This is a genomic window from Rhodococcus sp. NPDC060090 (assembly GCF_042729855.1).
In the GTDB taxonomy this organism is placed as follows: Bacteria; Actinomycetota; Actinomycetes; order Mycobacteriales; family Mycobacteriaceae; genus Rhodococcus.
In genome coordinates, this window is record NZ_JBHWXB010000006.1 from 176,484 (window position 1) to 198,150 (window position 21,667).

Consider the following 21,667-nt stretch of genomic DNA (forward strand, 5'->3'; position numbering starts at 1 on the left):
GTCGTGTCGACTATCCCGTCGAGCATGGGTCGCCCGGTTCTTTCACGGCGGCACATCCGGACACGGTCGAGGCGGTGAGTTCGGCGACCACATCCTGTACGTCACCCCCGGCAGCGAGGACGCGGCGCTGACGCATCGCCCCGTTCCCGGAACACATCACCGAACGGATCCCCTCGGTGACGAGTAGTCGGGATCCGAGGTCCTCGAGCGCCGGGCAGACATGCTCCACCAATGATTCGAGCCGGTGCGCGATGGGCTGACGCTCAGACCTCGGTAACGCGATCCCGTCTCCGTCGAGACCGTCATGTGCGCCCCGCCAGTACGCCGCGCGCAGTAGTTCGGGTGACACCGGGAACGCTGTGTGTCCGCGGTCGAGATCGCGCAGCGCGGTGAGAACAAGGGCCCGTATGAGGCTCGCGAGCAGCACCGATTCGGCCACGGTGGCAGGGACGTCGCAGACGCGCACCTCCACTGTGGGGAACGTCGCCGAGGGACGTACGTCCCAATAGACCATGCCGTCGTCCAGCATGCTTCCGGTCTCCTGCATGGCCTCGACCGTTCGGTCGAAGTGCTGGACCGATTCGAAATAGGGCGGCGGTCCGGCACTGGGCCACCGGGCCCAGAGCAGTGTTCGCCAGCTCGCATATCCGGTGTCGATATCGCGATGGATCGGCGAGTTGGCCGACAACGCAAGCAGTGTGGGTAGCCATGGACGCAGGTGGTTGCTCACCTGGATCGCAGTCTCCCGATCGGGCACACCCACATGGACATGGCATCCACATATGCCCTGCTCGCGTGCGATGAGCCCGAATTCGCGCTCCATCCGCAGGTAGCGAGGTTTTGCAGTGACCGGCAGTTCCCGCCATCCGAGGACCGGGACTCCGACGGCGAGCAACCGTGATCCGTGCCGGCGTGCAGCGTCGGCAGCGATCGATCGGGTGGTAGCAAGATCGACGCGGAGCTGTTCGCTGTCCGAACAGACCGCCGAGGCCGTTTCGACCTGGCAGCGGTCGAGCTCGTACTGCAGCTCCAGGCCGTGCTTCGCAGCTTCCGCGACCACGACGGCACTGTTGACGGTCGGTGCCCCTGTCTCGGCGTCGACGAGCAGGAACTCCTCTTCGACTCCCACCGTGCACAGCTCGTCCGTGGTGGACATCTCGCCTCCCACTCCCTGCGCCTGGCCCGCGCCGCCGCGAAACCCGACGACGTCGCACCTGGTGCAGGTACCCAACTCGGAGGTGTCCTACACCTCGTGTCGCACGCGTGGGTGTCGGAGCCATCGTCTCGTAGCGGGAACGACAGTGGTCGAGGTCAACCGCGGTTCAGGTAGGACGGCGGACAGGTCATACGGCGACGACCGTCGGCAGAACCGCATGTACTTCGAATCCGCCGTCGGGCCGCGGATGTGCGACGAGCCGGCCACCGACCGCTGTCGCGCGCTCTCCCATTCCCCTGATGCCGCTCCCGCCGCCCCTATCCGACGGCACGATCGCGGGCGCACTCTCCGTTCCCCGGCCGTTGTTCACGTCCATCTCGATTGTGCCGAGTCCGAATTCGATGCGGACGTCGACCGCCGCACCGGGCGCGTGCCGGGCGCTGTTCGTGAGCGATTCCTGCAGGATCCGGTAGACCGCCAGACCGACGCCGTCGCTGACGCCCACCGGATCACCGGTGATGTTCGCAGTCACTCGCACACCCGCACGCTGCGAGGCCGCAATCAACTCACCGATCCGCTCGATACCGGGTTGTGGTTCGTTCTCGGGGGTGTATCCGTCGCTGCGCAGCACACCCAGCAGGCTGCGCACCTCGTTGAGGGCGTCGCGGGCCGTCGCGCCGAGGGAGTCGAATTCGGCGCGCACGTCGTCGGAGACATCCGTCAGCCGGTAGGGGGCACTCTGCGCCTGCACAACGACCATCGACATGTGGTGGGCGACGATGTCGTGCAGGTCCCGAGCGATGCGCGCCTTCTCTTCGAGCACCGCGCGCCGGGCACGCTCGAGTTCGCTGACCTCCTCTTCCTTGGCCAGTTGCCGCCGCGAGATCACCAGCCAGCGCACGAGTAGACCGAACACGATGAGCGCTGTGAGGCCCACTGTCCAGCCCCACCCGTCGTCCCCCGGCATGTACAGGAAGAACAGCAGCACCGTCGCGATCCACACGACCAGTACGACGCGGATCTCTTCGAGAACGGCCACCGCGAGGACGAGCGAGAGGATCACGAGGATGTGCACGACCTGCCAGGGATAGGTGTAGTACCCGATCCGATCGAAGACCAGTGGGATCACCAGTGCAGCGAGCGCGGTGACGGCCCAGCCCAATGCCGGGCGACTGAGCACGAGAACGAACGGGAACACCGCGAAACCGGCGACCAGCGGCATCAGCGGAGCCGGCACGTCGTGCGTGAGTTGCAGCGTCGGCCAGGCCACCGCGTACAGGATCAGCATCACCAGCGCGGCGATAACGGCCGGCCACCGGCCGCGCCCCAGTTTCGCAGAGGTCTTCACTGCGGAGACCGCTCCGGTGCGCATCATCGTTTTCACACCTCCACGCTAGGAGTCCGGTTCTCGACTGTCCTCATACCTGAGAGTGAGATCGCGGCAGCACCCCGGTACGAGGCCGCGTCCGCGGAACCACTCCGTCGCGTGATCCGGCGGTGCACCTGCAGTTCATAGCGTCGAATCCATGATCAACAGACCCGCGACCCGCCGTGTGGCGGCCGCCGTGCTTCTCGGTGCAGGCGCCGCCCTCTGCATCGGCGCCGCGTCTCCCGCGAGCACCGCAACGACGGAGAATTCGGCGGCCGCAACAACGATCACCGCACTGGTCGCCGACGATACCGCGGGGGCGCTCGCTGCGTTTCCGGACGACTTCGTCACAGTGATGGGCTACCACCCGATGCTCGAACCGGGCTTCGCATCCGGTGAAGCACTCACCGACCCTGACGGCGACTGCTCATCGCCGATCTCGCTCCCTCCGCAGTTCGAACCCGCGTGCCGTATTCACGATCTCGGATACGACCTGCTCCGGTACGCACGGGACACCGGCGGTGAACTCGGGCCGCAGGCCAGGCGCGAACTCGACGCGCAACTGCAGCGCAACTTCACTGCTGCCTGCACGACCGAGGCGTGGGTGGAGCCCCGGTGCGACGTGATGGCGGGAATCGCCTCCGCGGCGGTGCAGATCAATTCGTGGCGTCAGGGTTACCGCCTTCCCGAATCCGAATCGCCGATGCCCTATCTGGCTGCGGCGGGCGCCGTCGTCGCGGGCGGCACTTTCCTGAGGAGAGCACACCGATGACGATCGACCTGATCGACCCCGCGCCGGCGACGGGCACCCCGGAGTCCGTTTTCCGACACTCCCGTATTCTGCTCCCCCACAGAGTCTTCGGGCCCCGACTCAGCTCGACTGCAGCCGTGACGATCGCGGCTGTCCTCTCACTCACACCGTCACTGCTGCCCCGCACCTCCCTGACCCAAGGGATCCTCTCAGGACTCCTGGTCGCAGTCGCGCTGGCACTGATGGCCCTGGGTCGACTCGTTGCGCCGAATAGGATTCGGGCACAGCAGGGTGCGCGCGACGCGGAGACACGCCGGCTCGTCGTCGCCGTCGCGACGGCGACGATCGCGGTGAGCGCGACGTGGGCGCACCACTGGCAGAACACACTTCGCATCGCGATGGAAGTGCCTACGATCGGACTTCGGCACTGGCTCGAGGTACTTGCCGGAACCACCGTGACGGCAACCGTTCTCGTTGGCTGCGCCATGGGAATCCGCGCTCTGATCCGGGCGGCCGGTCGTGTGCGCTCGATCGCGGCGCTGGCAGCGACGGTGATTCTTCTCGCGTGGGGAGTAACCTCGATCGCCTCCCCGTCACCGGGTGCGGCATCGGCGTCTGCTCCGGTGGCCACACTCGATCCCAGGGTGTCCGGCTCCCCCATTTCTCTGGTGAACTGGAACAGCCTCGGCATGCACGGTCGGCGATTCGTGTCGATCGAGTCGTCGGGATCGCCCGTGCGGGTCTACATCGGGCTCGCTGCAGCCCCGGATGATCGATCGCGCGCGAAACTCGCGGTCCGCGAACTCGAGCGCACCGGGGGTTTCGAGCGGAATCACCTCGTGATCGCGGTTCCCACCGGGTCGGGGTGGGTCGACGCGAACGCGGTGCAGGGGTTCGAGAGCCGGTGGGGCGATGACGTAGCGATTGCGGCACAGCAATATTCGGACACACCGAGTTGGATCACGTTCGTCTTCGACCGGGACGCAGCCACCCGGTCTGCTCGGGCCCTCGTCTCGGCGGTGCGCGAGCACATCGCCACGCTGCCGCCCGGCCGGCGACCCGACCTGCACGTGTACGGGCAGAGCCTCGGAGCGGTCGGTGGCAGCGCCGCATTCGACGATATCGACCCGGGTCCGTGCGACGCGCTGTGGGCGGGACCGCCTGCCGGAGCGGTGCGCACCGACGGGGCCGCGGTGCTGGCGAACACCTCGGATCCCGTGGTGTGGTGGCAGCCGTCGCTGTTGTGGTCGCCGCCGGATCTGTCTCGTGCGACGCAGGATGCGCCGGTACCGACGTGGCTGCCGGTTGCCGGGTTCCTGCAGACCACCGTCGACCTGTTCACCTCGCTCGACTCCGCTGCGGGGCACGGACATCGGTACGGCCCCGAACAGGCGAAATGCGAACCGGCGGTGTCGTAGGCGTTCGCCCACGACACCGCCGGTCGGCTTTTCGCTCTCAGGCGACGATCGGTCCGCGCGCAGCTTCGAATGCAGCGCCGACGCGGTAGAGCCGTTCATCGGCCAGTGCGGGAGCCATGATCTGCAGGCCGACAGGGAGACCGTCGTCCGCAGACAGACCCGACGGCACCGACATCGCGCAGTGCCCCGCCAGGTTGGTGGGAAGCGTGCACAGGTCGGACAGGTACATCGCGAGCGGATCGTCGACCTTCTCGCCGAGCTTCCACGGTGTGAACGGGCTCGTCGGCGAGACCAGGACGTCGACCTGCTCGTAGGCCTTGTCGAAGTCCTGCGCGATGAGCGAACGTACCTTGAGCGCCTGACCGTAGTAAGCGTCGTAGTAGCCGGACGACAGGGCGTAAGTGCCGATCATGATGCGGCGCTTGACTTCCTTGCCGAACCCGGCGGCCCGGGTCGCCGCCATGACCTGCTCGGCGCTCATCGAACCGTCGTCGACGCGCATGCCGTACCGCATCGCGTCGAAGCGAGCGAGGTTGGACGACACCTCCGACGGCAGGATCAGGTAGTAGGAGGCGAGCGCATACTCGAAGTTCGGGCACGAGACCTCGACGACCTCGGCACCGAGCTTCGTAAGGATCTCCACGGCCGCGTCGAACGACGAGATCACGCCGGTCTGGTAGCTGTCGGAGTGCAATTCCTTGACGACGCCGACCTTCACACCCTTCAGATCGCCTGCCGCTCCCTGCCGTGCGGCTTCGACCACGGGACGGACCGCAGCCTTGACGGAGGTGCTGTCGCGGGGATCGTGTCCGGCGATCACCTCGTGCAGCAGCGCGGTGTCGAGCACGGTGCGTCCACACGGGCCGCCCTGATCGAGCGACGATGCGCACGCGACGAGACCGAACCGGGACACCGTGCCGTAGGTGGGTTTCGTGCCGACAGTCGCGGTCACGGCCGCAGGCTGACGGATCGAACCACCGGTGTCGGTGCCGATCGCGAGCGGCGCTTGGTACGACGCGAGAGCCGCAGCGGAACCGCCTCCCGATCCACCGGGGATGCGAGTGGTATCCCACGGGTTGCGGGTCGGTCCGTAGGCGGAGTTCTCGGTGGACGATCCCATCGCGAATTCGTCCATGTTGGTCTTGCCGAGGATCGGAATACCGGCCTGGCGGAGCTTGGTGGTGAGCGTCGCGTCGTACGGCGAGACCCAGTTCTCGAGGATCTTCGATCCACACGTGGTGGGCATGTCGGTGGTGGTGAAGACGTCCTTGAGCGCGATCGGAACGCCTGCGAGCGGCGACACCGGCTGCTCGCCCGCGGCTACCGCACGATCGACGTCGGCCGCAGCGGCGAGCGCCTGCTCGGCTCCGACGTGCAGGAACGCGTTGTATTCACCGTCGACCTCGGCGATCCGGTCGAGGTGCGCCTTCGTGACCTCCACCGAGGAGACCTCGCCGGCGTGGATGCGGGACGCGAGCGTCGCAGCGTCGAGCTTGGTGAGATCGGTGCTCATTCGCCCTCCCCGAGGATCTGTGGAACGGCGAAGCGTCCTTCTTCGACGGCGGGCGCACCGGAAAGCGCTTCGTCGGGCGTGAGCCCGGGCAGCACGACGTCAGGGCGGGTGACGTTCGTGACGGCGTTCGGATTCGCCATGGGTGCCACGTCGTCCGCGGCCACCTCGGACACCGCCTTGACGTGGCTGAGGATGGAATCGAGCTGGCCTGAGAACTCGTCGAGTTCCGCATCGGTCAGCGCGAGGCGGGACAACCGGGCGAGGTGCGCAACCTCGTCACGGGAAATGGCAGGCACCGTAGGTGGCCCCTTTCCAGTGGTGATGGATCATCTGGCGATAGAACGTCCTGTCCAGGGTAATGCCCCGCTGCAACGGCTGTGTACTCGGTTCGGCCACCGGCTGTGGCGGCTCGAGGCGTTGCATGTGTGCGACACCGCTGTTGCGTTCGTGTGAATCTGCTACCGGCGACCGGGCATTTTCCACCGCTGCATCACGATTCGCGCTCGGGGCGTCGCAACGACCCCTTCGGGAGTGAAAGGATGGACGATGCCGGGGGTACGTGCTCGCCACTGTAGGCGATGCTGCTGCACCCCTGGGTCGACGGGTGTTCACGCGTCGGCAACGAATGTGGGAAAGGACGCACGTGTCGTACCTGCTGCGTGTCCGGCTTCCCGACCGTCCCGGTAGCCTCGGCGCGCTCGCGTTGGCTCTGGGCTCGGTCGGCGCGGACATCCTGTCGCTCGATGTCGTCGATCGAGGAGCCGGCTTCGCCATCGACGATCTCGTGGTCGACGTCGAACCGGGAAAACTCCCCGACACCCTGATCACGGCTGCCGAAGCTCTCGACGGCGTCATGGTCGACTCGATCCGTCCCTACGCGGGCATTCTCGATACCCATCGGGAACTCGAACTCATCGATCAGGTTTCGGCAGCGCGCGACGACCGCCTACAGGTCCTCGTGGACGGAGCTCCCCGGGTCCTTCGCGTGAGCTGGGCAACCGTCATCGGGATCGGTCCGCAGGGCGCCTATCGAATCGCCGGCAGCCCCGGAGCTCCGGAAACACGGCCGGCGGACACTCCGTGGATGCCGCTCGAAAAGCCGATGCTGCTCGATCACGAAGCAGACTGGGTACCCCGCCTGTGGCGGGACATGGACACGATGCTCGCGGCGGCGCCCTTGGGCAAACCTGATCGAGTCCTGATGTTGGGCAGACCCGGCGGCCCCGAGTTCCGGCCGTCGGAGGTCGCCCGGATGGGATATCTCGCAGGAATCATCGGCACGGTTCTCGGCTGACCTCTCGAGTCCCTCCGACCCGGCCCGAAACGGGATCGGGCCGGAGGATCTCAGACGAGAACCACCTGCTGTGCGGCCTCGATGGCATCGCTTCTCGAGTGCACACCCAACTTGCGGTACAGCGAACGCAACTGTGTTTTCACAGTATTGAGGCTGACGAACTGGGCCTTGGCGATCATTCCGACACTGCTGCCGGACAGCAGCGCCTCGAGCACCTCCCGCTCGCGCGGCGTCAGTCGCACCATCCGGTGGGACGGTCGGAACGTGGCGAACTCGGATGCAATCCGGACGAGGTCGACCGGCAATTCGACACCGAGCTCAGCGACTTCGCGCGTCATCGAAGGAAACAGACTGGTGAACGGCCGCAGCATCCCGGTCTGTCGGGACAATGTGGCCGCACGGGAGAGGTGGCGCCGAGCGTCGCTTCGCCGTCCCTGGGAGCACGCGGCCGCCGTGCCGATGACGAACAACTCCATCGATACCCGAGGTGGACAACGCGGGTCCGCTCCGTATCGATGGACGATCATTTCGGCTCCGCCGAAGTCTCCCGTGAGCAAACAGATCCGCGCACGCACGGCGGCGGTGAGTGGCTCACTGGACCCGCCCACCAACCGGACGGCCTCGTCGGTCCGGCCGAGCGCCAGATTGAGATCAGCACGGACGGCATCCAGAAGATGTCCGGCTATGCCGCTCGACAACCGAGCGAACGATCGCATTTCGGATTCCACGTGACGGAGACCATCGGCGTGCAGACCCGCAAGAAGCGCATACTCCCCGTGCGCATACAGCACGAAAGCCCACAGCTCCTCGGCTTCGTGTACTTCACCGAGCTCGATGAGCTTATCCAACGCATCGTCGGGGTCTAGTCGATTCAACGCAACGATCACGGACGTGACGAGGCCGGCCGTCTTCGCCGGTATTCCCGGAATCTCCGATACCGGGAGATGTTGCTGCTGCTCCACGTCGGCCCAGAGATGGGGATCGATCATCGTGCCACGCACCGCGTGGGTGAGTGCCAAACTGTCTGCCGCGGCGCGTCCGACGACGGTGCCTGCCCCCGCGATCCGCGCTCGTCCGAGCATGTCTGCCGCATCATCCAGTCGGGCGTCGAGCAGAAGACTGGTTCCCATCTGCAAGTAGCAGAAGGCGCGGGTGTGCATCCCGGTGTCGTCCGCACCGGCGGGTATCGATACGGTCTCCGAGGCGAGCACGTCGCACACCTGGGCGGCCTCGGCGAAATTCCCTCCGCTGCGCAGACGCATCATGTTCGTGATCGCGGCAGCAGCTGCGGGCTCCATCATCCCCATGGATTCCACGGTGTCCACGAAACCGATGGGGTCACTCGACGCGTGCACACCACCCAGTGTCAGCGCCCGGCATACGTCCGAAACCAGCGTCGGCTGCCCGTTGGTCCGTCGCATGATCCAGCGAGACACCCGGTGCCCCTGCGGAACCCCGGAAACTCGCAGGAAGGTCCTCACCTCCTCCTCGGTGAACGCAAGGACGTCGGGAGTCACCATCACCCGGTCCGGACACGCATCGACGAAGTCCCGCCATCCGCCTGCGATCCGGGTGGTCACGATGATCCGTGTCGACCCGCCGCACTCGAGGAGTCTGCCGACATATTCCTCCGCCTTGTCGACCACATCGATGTCGTCCAGCACGAGAACGACCGGACCCGTGGTCGATGCAAGTTCCGCCACCAATATTTCCAAATTGTCGCGGTCGCCGTCCGGAGGCGGAAGACCCTTGTAGGCGTACAGGCAAGACAGCACGCAACCCCAGTACTCGTCGCTCGTGACACCGGCCGGCGACGATGCGACGAATACCGGGAGGTGGTCCGGAACCGGGTCGGTCATGAGCCAGGTCCGGACCAGAGTGGTTTTTCCCGAGAACCGCTCGCCGTGCACGACAACCGCACATGCCGGACTCGACAACATCGAAAACAAGCGGTTACGAAACAATGGCAGCGTTCTCGGCACCGATCGCAGTCCTCTCCGCAACAAGGCGCCCGACATCGCCACGGATTCATTCCCCGGAAAGACTTATAAACTCACTTATGCTGACGTTAGCAGCGCTCGGGGAATGCCGCAGAGCTACAGAAAATCCGGGTCGGCGATCCGGCGCCCGGTCAGTGCGCGAATCCTCGTGCGGTGTGTCCCGTGCCTACACCCTCACGCAAGTGTTCGACCACATCTTTGATGGCCGTGGCAAGCCTGTACGCAAGGTCGCGGCTGAATCCCTCGCGAAGGACCACCCGCAGAACTGCGATTTCTTCGGCGTCGGCAGGCATCGTGTATGCCGGGACCTGGAAACCCCGGGCACGAAGCTCGTGAGAAATGTCGAAGACCGTGAATCCCGGGTCACCCACTACCTGGAACGAGAGAACGGGGATCGCTGATCCGTCCGTGATGATCTCCATGTTGTCGATCCCGGAAATTTCTTGCGACAACATCAGCGCGGTGTCGCGCAGGGACTCCATGATCTGGGTGTAGCCGGCGACTCCAAGCCGGATGAAGTTGTAGTACTGGCCTACCACCTGATTTCCGGAACGGGAGAAATTGAGTGTGAATGTCGGCATGTCGCCGCCGAGATAGTTGACTCGGAACACCAGGTCTTCCGGCAGATGCTCCTTCGAACGCCAGACCACGAAGCCGATACCCGGGTAGGTCATGCCGTATTTGTGACCACTGACGTTGATGGATACCACGCGCGGAATCCGGAAGTCCCATTCCAGCTCCGGGTGCAGGAAGGGCACGACGAACCCTCCACTCGCCGCGTCGACGTGCACCGGGACATCCGGTCCCCCGCCGGCAGCGATCTCGTCCAGAGTGCGGGAGATCTCGGCGACCGGTTCGAGTTCTCCGGTGAACGTCGTCCCGAGAATCGCCACCACACCGATGGTGTTCTCGTCCACGGCATCGCGGACCTGTTCCGGAGTGATCACGTAGCGACCCGGTTCCATGGGCAGGTACTTGGGCTCGACGTCGAAGTAGCGGCAGAACTTCTCCCAGACCACCTGCACATTGCTACCCATGATCAGATTGGGTTTGGTGGAGTCCTTCCCCGCGGCGTCGCGAGCCTGCCGCCACCGCCACTTGAGCGCGAGACCCGCCAGCATCACGGCCTCGGACGAGCCCACGGTCGATACTCCGGTCGCAGAGGTCGGATCCGTCGGGGACAGATCCTCGGCATGGAAGAGGGCTGCCACCATGTTGACGCAACGGGTCTCGATCTCGGCCGTGGCCGGATACTCGTCCTTGTCGATCATGTTCTTGTCGAAGGTTTCCGCCATGAGACGGTCTGCCTGCGGATCCATCCAGGTGGTGACGAATGTCGCCAGGTTCAGACGCGAACTGCCGTCGAGCATCAATTCGTCATGGATGAACCGGTATGCCGCTTCGGGTTCGGTTTCCGATTTGGGTAGCCGCAGGGCGGGAATCGGATCGGTTCCGAGCCGACCGGTATATGCGGGCGCCAGTGTCTCTGTAGGAGCGGCAATCTGGTCTGACATCTGTTCCTCCGATACTTCGGTGAATCGAACGCTCGTCCGATCCGGTGACGACTGTGAACTGGAATTCGACTGAATCGGTTAGGCCCGATCAGACTTCGATCGGCGGGTAGAGCCTCTCCATCGTGTATCGGCGATTTCTGCGGACCGAGAGGGCACTGGCGGTCAACGACGCGAGCAGAATTCCCATGAGGACCGCGACCGCGATCCACAAACGCGAATCGATCTGGTCGGCCACGGTGAGCTGGCGGAGGCCGTTGACGGTATATGTCATCGGATCGAACGGATGGATGTACTGGAACGGTTTCGCAGTCGTGGGCACCGGGTAGATGCCGCCGGCCGACACCAACTGCAGCATCAGGAATGCCAGTGTGACGACGCGCCCGACCGCTACCCCGAACACTGCGTTGAATGCCTGGATCATCGCGAGATACGTCGCCGACACGAGCATCAGGAACAGGATCGTTCCGGCCACATGCTTGACATCGAGGCCGACGCCGAAGTGCACGACCGTGTACATGACGATCACCTGGAGAACGCCGACGAGCAAAGCCGGCCAGTACGATGCCAGGACCGTCCGATACAGTCCGACGCCGCCGACCGTCGGCCTGGACTGCAGCGGAGTGAGCAGCATCCACGTGATGATACCGCCGACGAACAGGGCCAACGAGAGAAAGAACGGGGCAAATCCGGTACCGAATGTGGATGCCTCGTTGGTGGTGTTCTGCTGCAGCGCCACCGGCGTCGATAGCGTGTCCGCTGTCGCGGTGCGCTGTTGATCGGTCCAGCTGGGAACCTGTTGCGCCCCCTGCGAAAGCGCATCCGCCAGCTCCTTCGAACCGGATTGCAGTTCCACCATGCCGGACGCAAGTTGGCCGGCGCCGTCGGACAGCTGGAAACTGCCGTCGGTGAGTTGGATCAAACCCGAGTACAGCGTGCCTGCGCCCGAATTCAACTCGTTCACGCCACTCTGCAACTCGCGCACGTCGGATGCCAGTCCTCCACTCTGGAGAAGCGCCAGACCGCTCTGCAGTGGACTGTTCGGGTCGTTCAGCTGATATTCGAGGTCGCGCGCATCCCCTTGCAACCGCACGATCTCGGCACGCAACGCGTCGGTATCGGACATCACCTGCTGCGCAGTCAGCGGAGTCAATGCTGTGATGGCCTGTTGCACGATCGGATCCGAGCTCTGCCCCAGGATGTCGATGATCTGCTGAACCGCAGGACCGGCGGCGGCCTGCGCCGGCTGCGGAATCCGGTTCTCGAGAGCAACGATCGATTCCCTGAGCTGGGATGCCTGGTTACCGACGTTCGACAGAGCACCACTGTCGAGGGCACCCAGGAGCGGACCTGTCACACCGTCGATCGCAGTCGCGAGCCGGCTCGCGCCTGCTGCGAGCTGAGCAGACCCATCACGCGCCGTGACCATGTTGTCCGCCAGCTCGGTGGCCCCCGAATCGAGCTGGTCGGCCCCACCCTTCGCGGTGTCGATGCCGGCGGCAAGAGTTCCGGCGCCGTCGGCAGCCTGCTTCAGTCCCGAGCCTGCCGTCTCCAGCCCTGTGAGCACCTGACCGACGCCCTGTGCACCGATTGTGGAGTTGACCTGTGAAATCACCTGCTCCGACGCATCCTGGCCGATGATCGTGGCGAGGTAGTTGTTCGCGTCGTTGAAGGTGAAGGTCAGATTCGCCTTCTCGGGGTTGTCACCGTTGGGCGACTCCACCGCTTCGGTGAAGTTCTCGGGAATGGTGACCGTGTAGTAGTACTTCCCGCTCGCCAGCCCCTCGACCGCCTCTGCCTCGGACACCTCGGCCAGATCCAGCTGACCGGAGGCGATGAGTGACTTGACGACCTGATCACCCGCATCGATCTGCTCTCCCGTCGACGACCGACCTGTGTCGTTGTTGACGATCGCCGCGGGGATCTTGTCGACCGCACCGAACGGGTTCCAGAACGCCCACAGGTACATCGCGCCGTACAGGAGCGGCATGAGGATGATCGTGGCGATCGCAATGCGCGGCATGGTGCCGCGGAAGTAGCGTTTCGAATCGCTACCGAGGGAGATTCCTGCCAGCACGGGTCACCTCCCCTGAGTCATGACGCCGATGTCGCCGGGGCCGAGAAGCCCGCGCATGTCCACCACGGCGCGCACTCCGGTGCCAGGCTCCAGTGGGTTCACATCGGCAGTGATCACCGATTGCCGTTCCCCCAGTGCAACAAGTCTTTCCAGCAGGATGGCACGCTCCATATCGTCGGCGATCTTATCGATCCGACCCACCACCAGCAGTGGAGGTCGGCGAGTGTTTGCGACCGCGATCCGCAGCAGTAGTTGCTGGATCTCGGGCAGATCGTCGACGAAGGCGTTGAGCGATGGCAGCGGCACATCGCCGAAGACCTCCGCGCACGTGTCGGCGACACCAGCCGCGTCGACGCGCGGAACGAATTTGTACCATGGCGAATCCCAGCGCTTCTGCTCGGTCACGATGTCGCGCACAGTGACCGACGGCTGTACATCGTCGAGCTCGTTCATGCAGGCGATCGCAGACCGGGCGAGAACCTTGGCCGGCTTGTTCTCGAAACCGAGGATGGTGAGCGACCCCCGCGTCAGCCGCATTCTCCCGCACAACGCCATGAGCAGCGCCGTACGTGCGGCGCCGGCCTGCCCCGACACCACCGTCACGCCACCCTCGTCGATATCCAGGTCGAGCGGACCGAACACATGACCCCACGGGCCGTGAAGTTCGATCGCTCGCGCGGAGACCAGGCTTCCCGGAATCTGCCCCCATGCCGAGCCGTCCGAATCGGAAGCTTCGGGGCTGTCATCACCCGGGGAGTCGTATTGCCGGTAGTAGTATTCGTATTCTTCGGAGTCGTATTCGTCGAGATTCGTTTCGGCCACTCCACACCCCACACTTCCGCGTCATTTCACCAACGACATCCGGGTACATCTCGGCAGTGACATCGCGTACGAGGTCACTGCCGGAACGATGCGTTCAGAGTTGGTTCTTCACAACCTGACCGTTCTTGACGATCACCGACAGATTCTTGGCGGGGTCTGCCAGCAGGTTCAGGTCCTCGAGAGGATTGCCGTCGACGAGGAGGACATCGGCCCAGGCACCTTGTCGGATCACCCCGAACTCTGCTTGGCGGTACGGATCCCGCTCACCTGCGAGCCTGAAGAGCTCGGCGTTACCCGACGTGAGCATCGTCAACGACTCGAGATTGGTGTAGTGATCGCCGAGGCGAGCGGCCATCTCACTCTGCCGCGGTGCGATCTGGGGCTCGAGCAGCAGGTCGGTGCCCCATGCGGTCTTGACACCGTGCTTCTTCGCCCACTCGTAGACGTGGTCCACGCCCGTGCAGATCTCTCGGTCCTTCTCCGCGCGATCCGGGTCGGGATAGTGGTGGTCGCCGAGCGCGAAGGGCTGCATCGACAGCCACACTTCCTTCTCCGCGATGAGCGCGATGGTCTCCTCGTCGGCGAGATGACCGTGTTCGATAGACCGCACACCGGCCGCGATCGCCCGCCGGATCCCTGTGACGTTGTAGACGTGCGTCGCAACGTAGGTACCGTAATCGGTCGCCGCGTTCACCGCCGCCCGCAGTTCCTTGTCGATGAACTGCACGGTGTACAGCGGGTCGTACATCGACGCCGCTCCGCCGCCGACCATCAATTTGATCTGCGAGGCGCCCTTCTTCAGCTGCTCTCGTACACCCGCAAGAACTTGATCCTCCCCGTCCGCGACCCGCATGAACCCGATCTGTTCGGCACGGCTCTGGTCACCACCGAACACGGTCGGACACTGGTAGACGAATCCGAAGTCACCGTGCCCGCTGGTCTGGGAGAGCGCGGCCTGGGAAGGGTAGATCCGCGGCCCCTCGAACAGGCCCCGGTCGATCACCGACTTGATACTGGCGGTGTCGCCGGCCATGTCACGCACGGCTGTGAAGCCTCGATGCAACATGTTCTTCGCCTCGGCCAGACCGTTCAACGCGATATGGGATTCGGAGCCCATCACCATGTCGATGTACGAGTTGGCATTGCCCACCAGGTGGACATGAGCATCGCTCATCCCGGGCATCAGTACTCGATCGGCTCCGTCGACGACGACCGTCTCGCGGCCGGGCTCGTCGCCGATCGGCGACTCCGATACCGCCGCGATTCTGTCGCCATCGATCAAGACGTCTCCGCCGAGCAGATCACCGGACTGCCCGTCGAACACGCGAACATTGCGAAACAACAAACGCTTACTGGAATCCGGGGTTGCGGCCATGAGCGGGACGTTAATCGGGATGGTTCCCGGCGCGCTCCCGATCCAATCGCCCGCAGGCAGAATTCACCCTCCCACTTCACCCTTGCCGCATTGCCCACGGAGTTTCCCTCTCGAACAGGGACTTTCGGCGCCATTCGCCATACTCATACTTCGCGTGTCGTGCTGCGGGGTGTTCTACACTGCCGCCATGTTGATCCGCCCGACCTTGCGTATTCAGTCCTGGGGATTCGTCGTGGGGGCTTTCCTCTTCGCGCTCGGATCAGCGCCGGGTATTTCCAGTGCCTTGGGAACCGCCGGCGCCAATACTTCGTTCTTCGTCGGATCGTGGTTCTTCACGGGCGCAGCGTTCATACAGTTGATGCTGAGCGGCGCAGCGACGGTTTCGGACAAACAGGGCGTCGGCATTCGTGCCGAATGGCTGTCGGCGCTGATCCAGTTCCTCGGCACGCTCTTGTTCAACGTGAGCACCGGAGCAGCCCTGCACGCGCACACCGTCAAGGGAGAAATGCACCTGGTGTGGAACCCGAATCTCGAGGGGTCGCTGTGCTTCCTCGTCTCCAGTGCGCTCGCAGTGCTGCTTCTGTGGCGAGCGAAGGCGTACTGGGCGCCGCGTTCCAAGGACTGGCAGAGCGTGTGGCTCAATACGCTCGGGTCCATCGCCTTCGGCGTGTCCGCCGTCGGGTCGTTCGTCCTCGACACCGGCAACACACTCGACCCGAATCTCGCCAACATCGGAACGTTCGTCGGTGCTCTGTGCTTTCTTCTCGCCTCTGCCGTCTTCCTCGGCAAGCAGAACGCACCCGAGCCGGCACGCTCAGTGGCCTCGTGAACCTTCGTCGATGCTCGGCTTCAGGACTCGGATTCGTCGGGTGAACCGAGAACCGCGTCGGGTCCCTGTTCGAGAAGGACGCGGAATGCATCCTCCTCGAGAATCGGGATGCCCAGATCCGATGCTTTGTCCGCCTTGGACCCCGGATTGTCGCCGACCACGACGAAGGCCGTCTTCTTCGACACCGAGCCCGCCGCCTTCCCTCCTCGCGCGAGGATCGCTTCCTTCGCCTCGTCGCGGGAGAGCCCGGCGAGCGTGCCGGTCACCACGATCGACATCCCCTCGAGGGTGCGCGCGATGGATTCGTCGCGTTCATCCTCCATCCGGACACCGGCGGCAGCCCATTTGTCGACGATCGCCACATGCCAGCCGACGGTGAACCATTCCACGACAGCAGCGGCGATGGTGCCACCGACACCTTCGACGGCGGCGAGTTCGTCGAGGGACGCGGTCCGGATCCGCTCGAGACTGCCGAATTCGGTGGCCAGCGCCCGGGCCGCAGTAGGACCCACGTGCCGGATCGACAGGGCCACGAGAACCCGCCAGAGCGGTTTGTCCTTCGCCCTGTCGAGGTTCTGCAGCAGGCGCTCACCGTTCTTGGACAACACGCCTTTCGCGGTCTTGAAGATCGACGTGCGCATCAGATCGTCGGCGGTGAGCGAGAACAGATCGCCTTCGTCGCCGATCGCCTCGGATTCGAGCAGAGCCGTTGCCGCCTCGTAGCCGAGAGCTTCGATATCGAAAGCGCCGCGCCCCGCAACGTGGAACACCCGCTCACGCAACTGTGCGGGGCAGTACTGCTGGTTCGGGCAACGCAGGTCGACGTCGCCCTCCTTCGCCGGTGCGAGCGGGGTCGCGCATTCGGGGCACTCGGTGGGCATCACGAAGGCGCGTTCGCTGCCGTCGCGCAGATCGACCACCGGCCCGAGTACCTCGGGTATCACATCGCCCGCCTTACGCAGCACAACGGTGTCGCCGATGAGAACACCCTTGCGCTCCACTTCGGACCCGTTGTGCAGGGTCGCGAGCGACACGGTGGAACCGGCGACAGCAACAGGTTCCATGTAGGCGAACGGCGTCACGCGGCCCGTGCGCCCTACGCTGACCCGGATGTCGATCAGCTTGGTGGTGACTTCCTCGGGCGGATACTTGTAGGCGATCGCCCAGCGCGGGGCGCGCGAGGTGGACCCGAAGCGGCGGTGCAGGGCCATCTCGTCGATCTTCACGACGAGCCCGTCGATCTCGTGTTCGACGTCGTGGCGATGCTCGCCCCAGTACTTCACCCGTTCGATCACCGCGTCGGCGCCGGTGACTCGGAGGGTGTGCCGCGATACGGGTAGCCCCCAGGCCGCGAGCGCATCGTAGGCATCGGATTGCGATTCGGGTCGGAAACCTTCGATCCGGCCGAGACCGTGGCAGATCATTCCGAGGCGGCGTTTCGCCGTCACCGCGGGATTCTTCTGACGCAGCGACCCCGCGGCCGAGTTCCGAGGATTGGCGAACGGAGGTTTGCCTTCGGCAACGAGACTCGCGTTGAGTGCCTGGAAATCTTCGAGTCTGAAGAACACTTCACCGCGAACCTCGAGGACGTCCGGAATCGGGTATTCGTCAGTGGCAGTGAGCTTTTCCGGAATAGAATTGATGGTCCTGGCGTTGAGCGTGACCAGCTCACCGGTACGTCCGTCGCCGCGCGTCGCCGCACGCACGAGCCGTCCGTTCTCGTAGACGAGATTCAGCGCGACGCCGTCGATCTTGACCTCGCACAGGTAGTGCAGATCCGATCCGACCTCGGATTCGACGCGGGAGAGCCAGGCACGAAGTTCGTCCTCGTCGAAGACGTTGTCGAGGCTGAGCATGCGCTGGAGGTGGTCCACAGCAGTGAAATCGGTGGCGAAGCCGCCGCCGACGAGCTGGGTGGGCGAATCAGGGGTACGAAGGTCCGAATACTGTTCTTCGAGCGCATCGAGTTGCCCGAGCAGCTGATCGAACTCGCCGTCGGAGATGATCGGAGCGTCGCGTACGTAGTAGCGGAACTGATGTCCGCGCACTTCCTCCGCGAGCTGCTGCCAACGCTCGCGCACTTCTGATGGAGCTGTGTGGGCCACGTCCGTCGGTTCACTCACAGCTTGCAAGCCTAGTCGAGGGGACCGACGAACCCGTCAGAGTGATTCGGGGTCTTCAGCGAATGCTGCGGAAATGTCGTTCGCCAATCGGAGCGCGGTCCGTGCCCAGGTGGGGTCGGCGTCCGCCAGCCCGCACGCGGGGGTGACCGACACCGAACGCAGGACGGTGCGTGCGAATCCGAGCCGGTCGATCAACGCCACGGCCGGCTCTGCCAGCTCCCGCCAGGTCGGAGGCTTCTCCGGCGCGGTCGTCGGGATCAGGCCCAGAAGCAGGGTCGTGCCCGAATCGAGAAGTTCGCCCACCGCGTCGAGATTCGCCCGGTTCAGCCGGCCGAGGTCGAACGAGACGGCGTCGGCCGCACTGCGACGCAGCAGCCCTGCGGGCAGACCACCCGAGCAGCAGTGCACCGCGGTCGACAATCCGAGACCGGTGAGAGTCACGTCGAGGACATGCAGAGCCTCGGGCTCCGGTACGGCAGGCACGCTTTCGAGCATGGTGCGCCCTTGCAACGACCCGGCGAGTACGGCAGGAAGTGCAGGCTCGTCGAGTTGGACTACCGTCGAGACGCCGAGGCGCCGCCGAAGTTCGGCCGCGTGCCGAGAGACACCTTCCGCGAGCGACTCCGACAGGTCGCGCACGGCACCCCGGTCGACGAGCGCGCGTCTCCCCGTCGCCAACTCGGCATGCGCAGCGAGCGTCCACGGTCCGATCGACTGAACCTTGACGGTGCGATCGGGCCCGGCTCCGGCGAGTTCCCATGCCTCCTCGAATGCGTCGAGGTCCTGCTTCAGTAGGTCTTCTGCGACACGTGCCACCGCACCACGTCCGGCGCGCAGACGGTAGCCGGTGGTCGTGGCGTCGAGATTCATGTCGACGAGCAGCGCACTCGCCCGCCCGATCATGTCGGCTCCGAGCCCTCGTGCGGGGAGCTCCACCAGGTGCGGCAGCGCCGGAAGTTCTCCGACGATCACAGCGGCGGCCTCGCGGGTATCGACGCCCGGCCATGATCCCATTCCGGTGGCCAGACCCGCCCAGGGGTTCACACCGGACGGCTCTGACGTCACTGTTCTCCCGTCGTGGCGGTTGCGGCGATCGTGCCGCTACCCAGAACGATGTCGCCTGCAGGATCGGGGCGATAGAGGACCGCTGCCTGACCTGCGGCAACACCGGTGAGGGGTTCGCGAAGAGATATCTCGATGCCTCCCTCGAGGTTCGGGACGCCGTCACCGCTGCCGACCGCTTCGGCGACCGCCTCGGCGAGCCCCCCGTGTGCGCGGACCTGCACGACGCATTCGATCGGTCCGACCGGAGCAGAACCCGACGTCCACACAGCACGTTCGGCTCTGATCGACGACACCTGCAGTCGTTCGGCGCTACCCACCTTCACGGTGCCGGTCTCGGGTTCGATTTCCGTGACGTAACGAGGACGTCCGTCGGCGCCCGGTCCTGCGATCCCGAGGCCCTTGCGCTGCCCGATCGTGAAGCCGTGCACGCCTTCATGTTCGGCAAGAACCTCACCCGAGTCGGCGTCGACGACAGCGCCCGGCCGGACACCGATCCGAGCTCCGAGGAATGCTCGGGTATCGCCCGACGGAATGAAACAGATGTCGTGGCTGTCCGGTTTGTTCGCCACTGCCAGGCCACGCTCGGCGGCCTCTTCACGAATCCGATCCTTCGGGGTGTCGCCCACAGGGAACATCGCACGCGAAAGTTGTTCCGCGGTCAGCACTGCCAGAACATAGGACTGATCCTTGTCCGCGTCGACCGCGCGACGCAGGACCCCGGCGTCGAGCTGCGCGTAATGGCCGGTCGCGACGGCGTCGAATCCGAGGGCGACGGCGCGATCCGCCAGCGCCGAGAACTTGATCTTCTCGTTGCACCGCAGGCACGGATTGGGGGTCTGCCCGGCGGCGTAGGACGCAACGAAGTCGTCGATCACGTCTTCCTTGAATCGATCAGCGAAATCCCATACATAGAAAGGAATCCCGAGCACATCGGCAGCACGGCGCGCATCGCCGGCGTCTTCCTTGGAACAACATCCGCGCGATCCTGTGCGTAACGTACCCGGCGCCGTCGACAACGCCAGATGCACACCGACCACCTCGTGGCCGGCTTCGACGGCACGGGCCGCGGCAACCGCCGAGTCCACACCGCCGCTCATCGCCGCAAGAATCCTCATCCCCGGTCACCTCCTCGTCCGCCGACGCTCGCCATTCCGGCGGCGCGTGCTCGCTCCACCACCTGCGGCAACGCCGCGAGCAGAGCTTCGATATCTTCTCGGGTCGTAGTGTGCCCCAACGAGAATCGCAGGGACCCCCGCGAGGCAGCGGGATCGCATCCCATTGCCACCAGCACATGACTTGCTCGTGCCACTCCCGCGGTGCACGCCGAACCAGTCGAGCATTCGATCCCGGCGGCGTCCAGCAGCATCAGCAATGAATCGCCTTCGCACCCGGGGAAAGTGAAATGTGCATTGCCCGGCAACCGGTTCGCGCCGCGCGGCCCGTTGAGCACCGCATCGGGCACGACACGTTCGACACCGGAGATCAAGGTATCGCGCAAGGTCTCGAGTTCCGCGGCTCGTGCCCGCAGTTCGGTGGTCGCCTGGCGGAGAGCCGCCGCCATACCCACGATCGACGCGGCGTCCTGGGTTCCGGACCGCACATCGCGTTCGTGACCGCCGCCGTGGGCGAGCGGAACGCACGGCACTTGCCTGCCCAGCAGCAGGGCACCCACGCCCTGGGGCCCGCCGAACTTGTGTGCGGCCGAAGTGAGGGCAGACAGGCCGCTCGCCGTGAAATCGACGGGCAGGTGTGCCACTGCCTGGACCGCGTCGCTGTGGAAGGGGACGTCGAACTCTGCGGCCACAGCAGCGAGCTCGACGATCGGCATCACGGTGCCGACCTCGTTGTTCGCCCACATGACGGTCACGAGCGCAACCTCGTCTGCGTGTGCCGCGAGCTCCTCGCGCAACGCGCGCGGATCGACACACCCGGTTTCGTCGACGGGCAGCCACGTCACGTCTGCGTCCTCGTGCTCGACGAGCCATTCGACGGCATCGAGCACAGCGTGGTGTTCCACTGCGCTCGCGATGATGCGGCGACGACGTGGATCCTGCGCGCGTCTCCCCCAGAAGATTCCCTTGACGGCGAGGTTGTCGCCCTCAGTGCCGCCCGAGACGAAGATCACCTCGGAGGGCCGTGCACCGAGATCGGCCGCGATCGACTCGCGGGCCTCCTCGATTCGGCGCCTGGCGGCACGACCGGAACCGTGCAGTGAAGACGCATTACCGACGGTCGCGAACACCTGCGTCATCGCCTCGATCGCCGCAGGCAACATGGGCGTGGTCGCGGCGTGGTCGAGGTAGACGGTCTTCGAAATGCCGGACGGACCGGCGGCGGGCAAGGTCATGACCGATCCAGGATAGC

Annotated in this window: 17 protein-coding genes; 4 read left to right on the top strand and 13 right to left on the bottom strand. The window is 65.0% G+C overall.

Translation table 11 applies throughout. The annotated features are described in order from the left end of the window. Positions 1-10 precede the first annotated feature (10 nt). Entirely contained in the window at positions 11-1,156 is a 1,146-nt protein-coding gene (locus ACFWCF_RS10540) for a glutamate--cysteine ligase (RefSeq protein WP_378560646.1), read from the bottom strand. 187 nt (positions 1,157-1,343) lie between these two features. Beyond that, the gene (locus ACFWCF_RS10545) at positions 1,344-2,531 is read right to left on the bottom strand and encodes a histidine kinase (protein ID WP_378560649.1); all 1,188 of its coding nucleotides are present in this window, start codon (positions 2,529-2,531) and stop codon (positions 1,344-1,346) included. 151 nt (positions 2,532-2,682) lie between these two features. Here ACFWCF_RS10545 and ACFWCF_RS10550 point away from each other — a divergent pair, with 151 nt between their 5' ends. Continuing rightward, a complete protein-coding gene (locus ACFWCF_RS10550; protein ID WP_378560652.1) occupies positions 2,683-3,297 on the top strand; it encodes a hypothetical protein in 615 nt (204 codons plus the stop codon). Positions 3,298-3,413: 116 nt separating this feature from the next. After that, complete coding sequence (locus ACFWCF_RS10555) at positions 3,414-4,694, top strand: alpha/beta-hydrolase family protein (protein ID WP_378560655.1); 1,281 nt, start codon at positions 3,414-3,416, stop codon at positions 4,692-4,694. A 37-nt stretch (positions 4,695-4,731) separates the two neighbouring features. Here the strand turns inward: ACFWCF_RS10555 and gatA are convergent, their stop codons facing one another. Both gatA and gatC read right to left on the bottom strand, forming a co-directional pair. Next, on the bottom strand, positions 4,732-6,207 hold the full coding sequence (gatA, locus tag ACFWCF_RS10560; protein WP_378490997.1) for an Asp-tRNA(Asn)/Glu-tRNA(Gln) amidotransferase subunit GatA: 1,476 nt from the start codon (positions 6,205-6,207) through the stop codon (positions 4,732-4,734). Next, a complete protein-coding gene (gene gatC / locus ACFWCF_RS10565; protein WP_054805483.1) occupies positions 6,204-6,503 on the bottom strand; it encodes an Asp-tRNA(Asn)/Glu-tRNA(Gln) amidotransferase subunit GatC in 300 nt (99 codons plus the stop codon). The genes gatA and gatC overlap by 4 nt, the downstream gene beginning before the upstream one ends. A gap of 347 nt (positions 6,504-6,850) precedes the next feature. Between gatC and ACFWCF_RS10570 the strand changes: the two genes are divergently transcribed. Beyond that, positions 6,851-7,501, top strand: coding sequence for an amino acid-binding protein (locus tag ACFWCF_RS10570; protein WP_378560658.1), 651 nt, complete (start codon positions 6,851-6,853; stop codon positions 7,499-7,501). A gap of 50 nt (positions 7,502-7,551) precedes the next feature. Here ACFWCF_RS10570 and ACFWCF_RS10575 read toward each other — a convergent pair whose 3' ends face one another. The 5 genes from ACFWCF_RS10575 to ACFWCF_RS10595 all read right to left on the bottom strand — a co-directional run bounded on the left by ACFWCF_RS10575 (position 7,552) and on the right by ACFWCF_RS10595 (position 15,286). Further along, complete coding sequence (locus ACFWCF_RS10575; RefSeq protein ID WP_378560661.1) at positions 7,552-9,360, bottom strand: LuxR C-terminal-related transcriptional regulator; 1,809 nt, start codon at positions 9,358-9,360, stop codon at positions 7,552-7,554. A gap of 272 nt (positions 9,361-9,632) precedes the next feature. Next, positions 9,633-11,015 carry a glutamate decarboxylase gene (locus ACFWCF_RS10580; RefSeq protein ID WP_378560664.1) on the bottom strand — a complete coding sequence of 461 codons (1,383 nt, stop codon included), beginning with the start codon at positions 11,013-11,015 and terminating at the stop codon, positions 9,633-9,635. Between the two features lie 88 nt (positions 11,016-11,103). Beyond that, positions 11,104-13,089 (bottom strand): YhgE/Pip family protein, encoded by a 1,986-nt coding sequence (locus ACFWCF_RS10585; RefSeq protein WP_378560666.1) that lies wholly within the window; start codon positions 13,087-13,089, stop codon positions 11,104-11,106. A 3-nt stretch (positions 13,090-13,092) separates the two neighbouring features. Further along, entirely contained in the window at positions 13,093-13,911 is an 819-nt protein-coding gene (locus ACFWCF_RS10590) for an ATP-binding cassette domain-containing protein (RefSeq protein ID WP_378560669.1), read from the bottom strand. 94 nt (positions 13,912-14,005) lie between these two features. Further along, positions 14,006-15,286, bottom strand: coding sequence for an amidohydrolase family protein (locus tag ACFWCF_RS10595; RefSeq protein ID WP_378490991.1), 1,281 nt, complete (start codon positions 15,284-15,286; stop codon positions 14,006-14,008). 187 nt (positions 15,287-15,473) lie between these two features. Here ACFWCF_RS10595 and ACFWCF_RS10600 point away from each other — a divergent pair, with 187 nt between their 5' ends. Then, positions 15,474-16,115: a hypothetical protein gene (locus tag ACFWCF_RS10600; RefSeq protein WP_378560672.1), complete on the top strand. Its 642-nt coding sequence runs from the start codon at positions 15,474-15,476 to the stop codon at positions 16,113-16,115. 20 nt (positions 16,116-16,135) lie between these two features. On the opposite strand, the gene ligA is transcribed toward ACFWCF_RS10600, so the two are convergent. The 4 genes from ligA to ACFWCF_RS10620 are packed head-to-tail and all read right to left on the bottom strand — an operon-like array spanning position 16,136 to position 21,650. Beyond that, the gene (ligA, locus tag ACFWCF_RS10605; protein WP_378560675.1) at positions 16,136-18,238 is read right to left on the bottom strand and encodes an NAD-dependent DNA ligase LigA; all 2,103 of its coding nucleotides are present in this window, start codon (positions 18,236-18,238) and stop codon (positions 16,136-16,138) included. A 36-nt stretch (positions 18,239-18,274) separates the two neighbouring features. After that, entirely contained in the window at positions 18,275-19,252 is a 978-nt protein-coding gene (locus tag ACFWCF_RS10610) for a methionine synthase (RefSeq protein ID WP_378560873.1), read from the bottom strand. 47 nt (positions 19,253-19,299) lie between these two features. Next, positions 19,300-20,418 carry a tRNA 2-thiouridine(34) synthase MnmA gene (gene mnmA, locus ACFWCF_RS10615; RefSeq protein WP_378560678.1) on the bottom strand — a complete coding sequence of 373 codons (1,119 nt, stop codon included), beginning with the start codon at positions 20,416-20,418 and terminating at the stop codon, positions 19,300-19,302. Continuing rightward, positions 20,415-21,650 carry a cysteine desulfurase family protein gene (locus ACFWCF_RS10620; RefSeq protein ID WP_378560681.1) on the bottom strand — a complete coding sequence of 412 codons (1,236 nt, stop codon included), beginning with the start codon at positions 21,648-21,650 and terminating at the stop codon, positions 20,415-20,417. Before ACFWCF_RS10620 ends, mnmA begins: the two co-directional genes overlap by 4 nt. Positions 21,651-21,667: the final 17 nt, after the last annotated feature.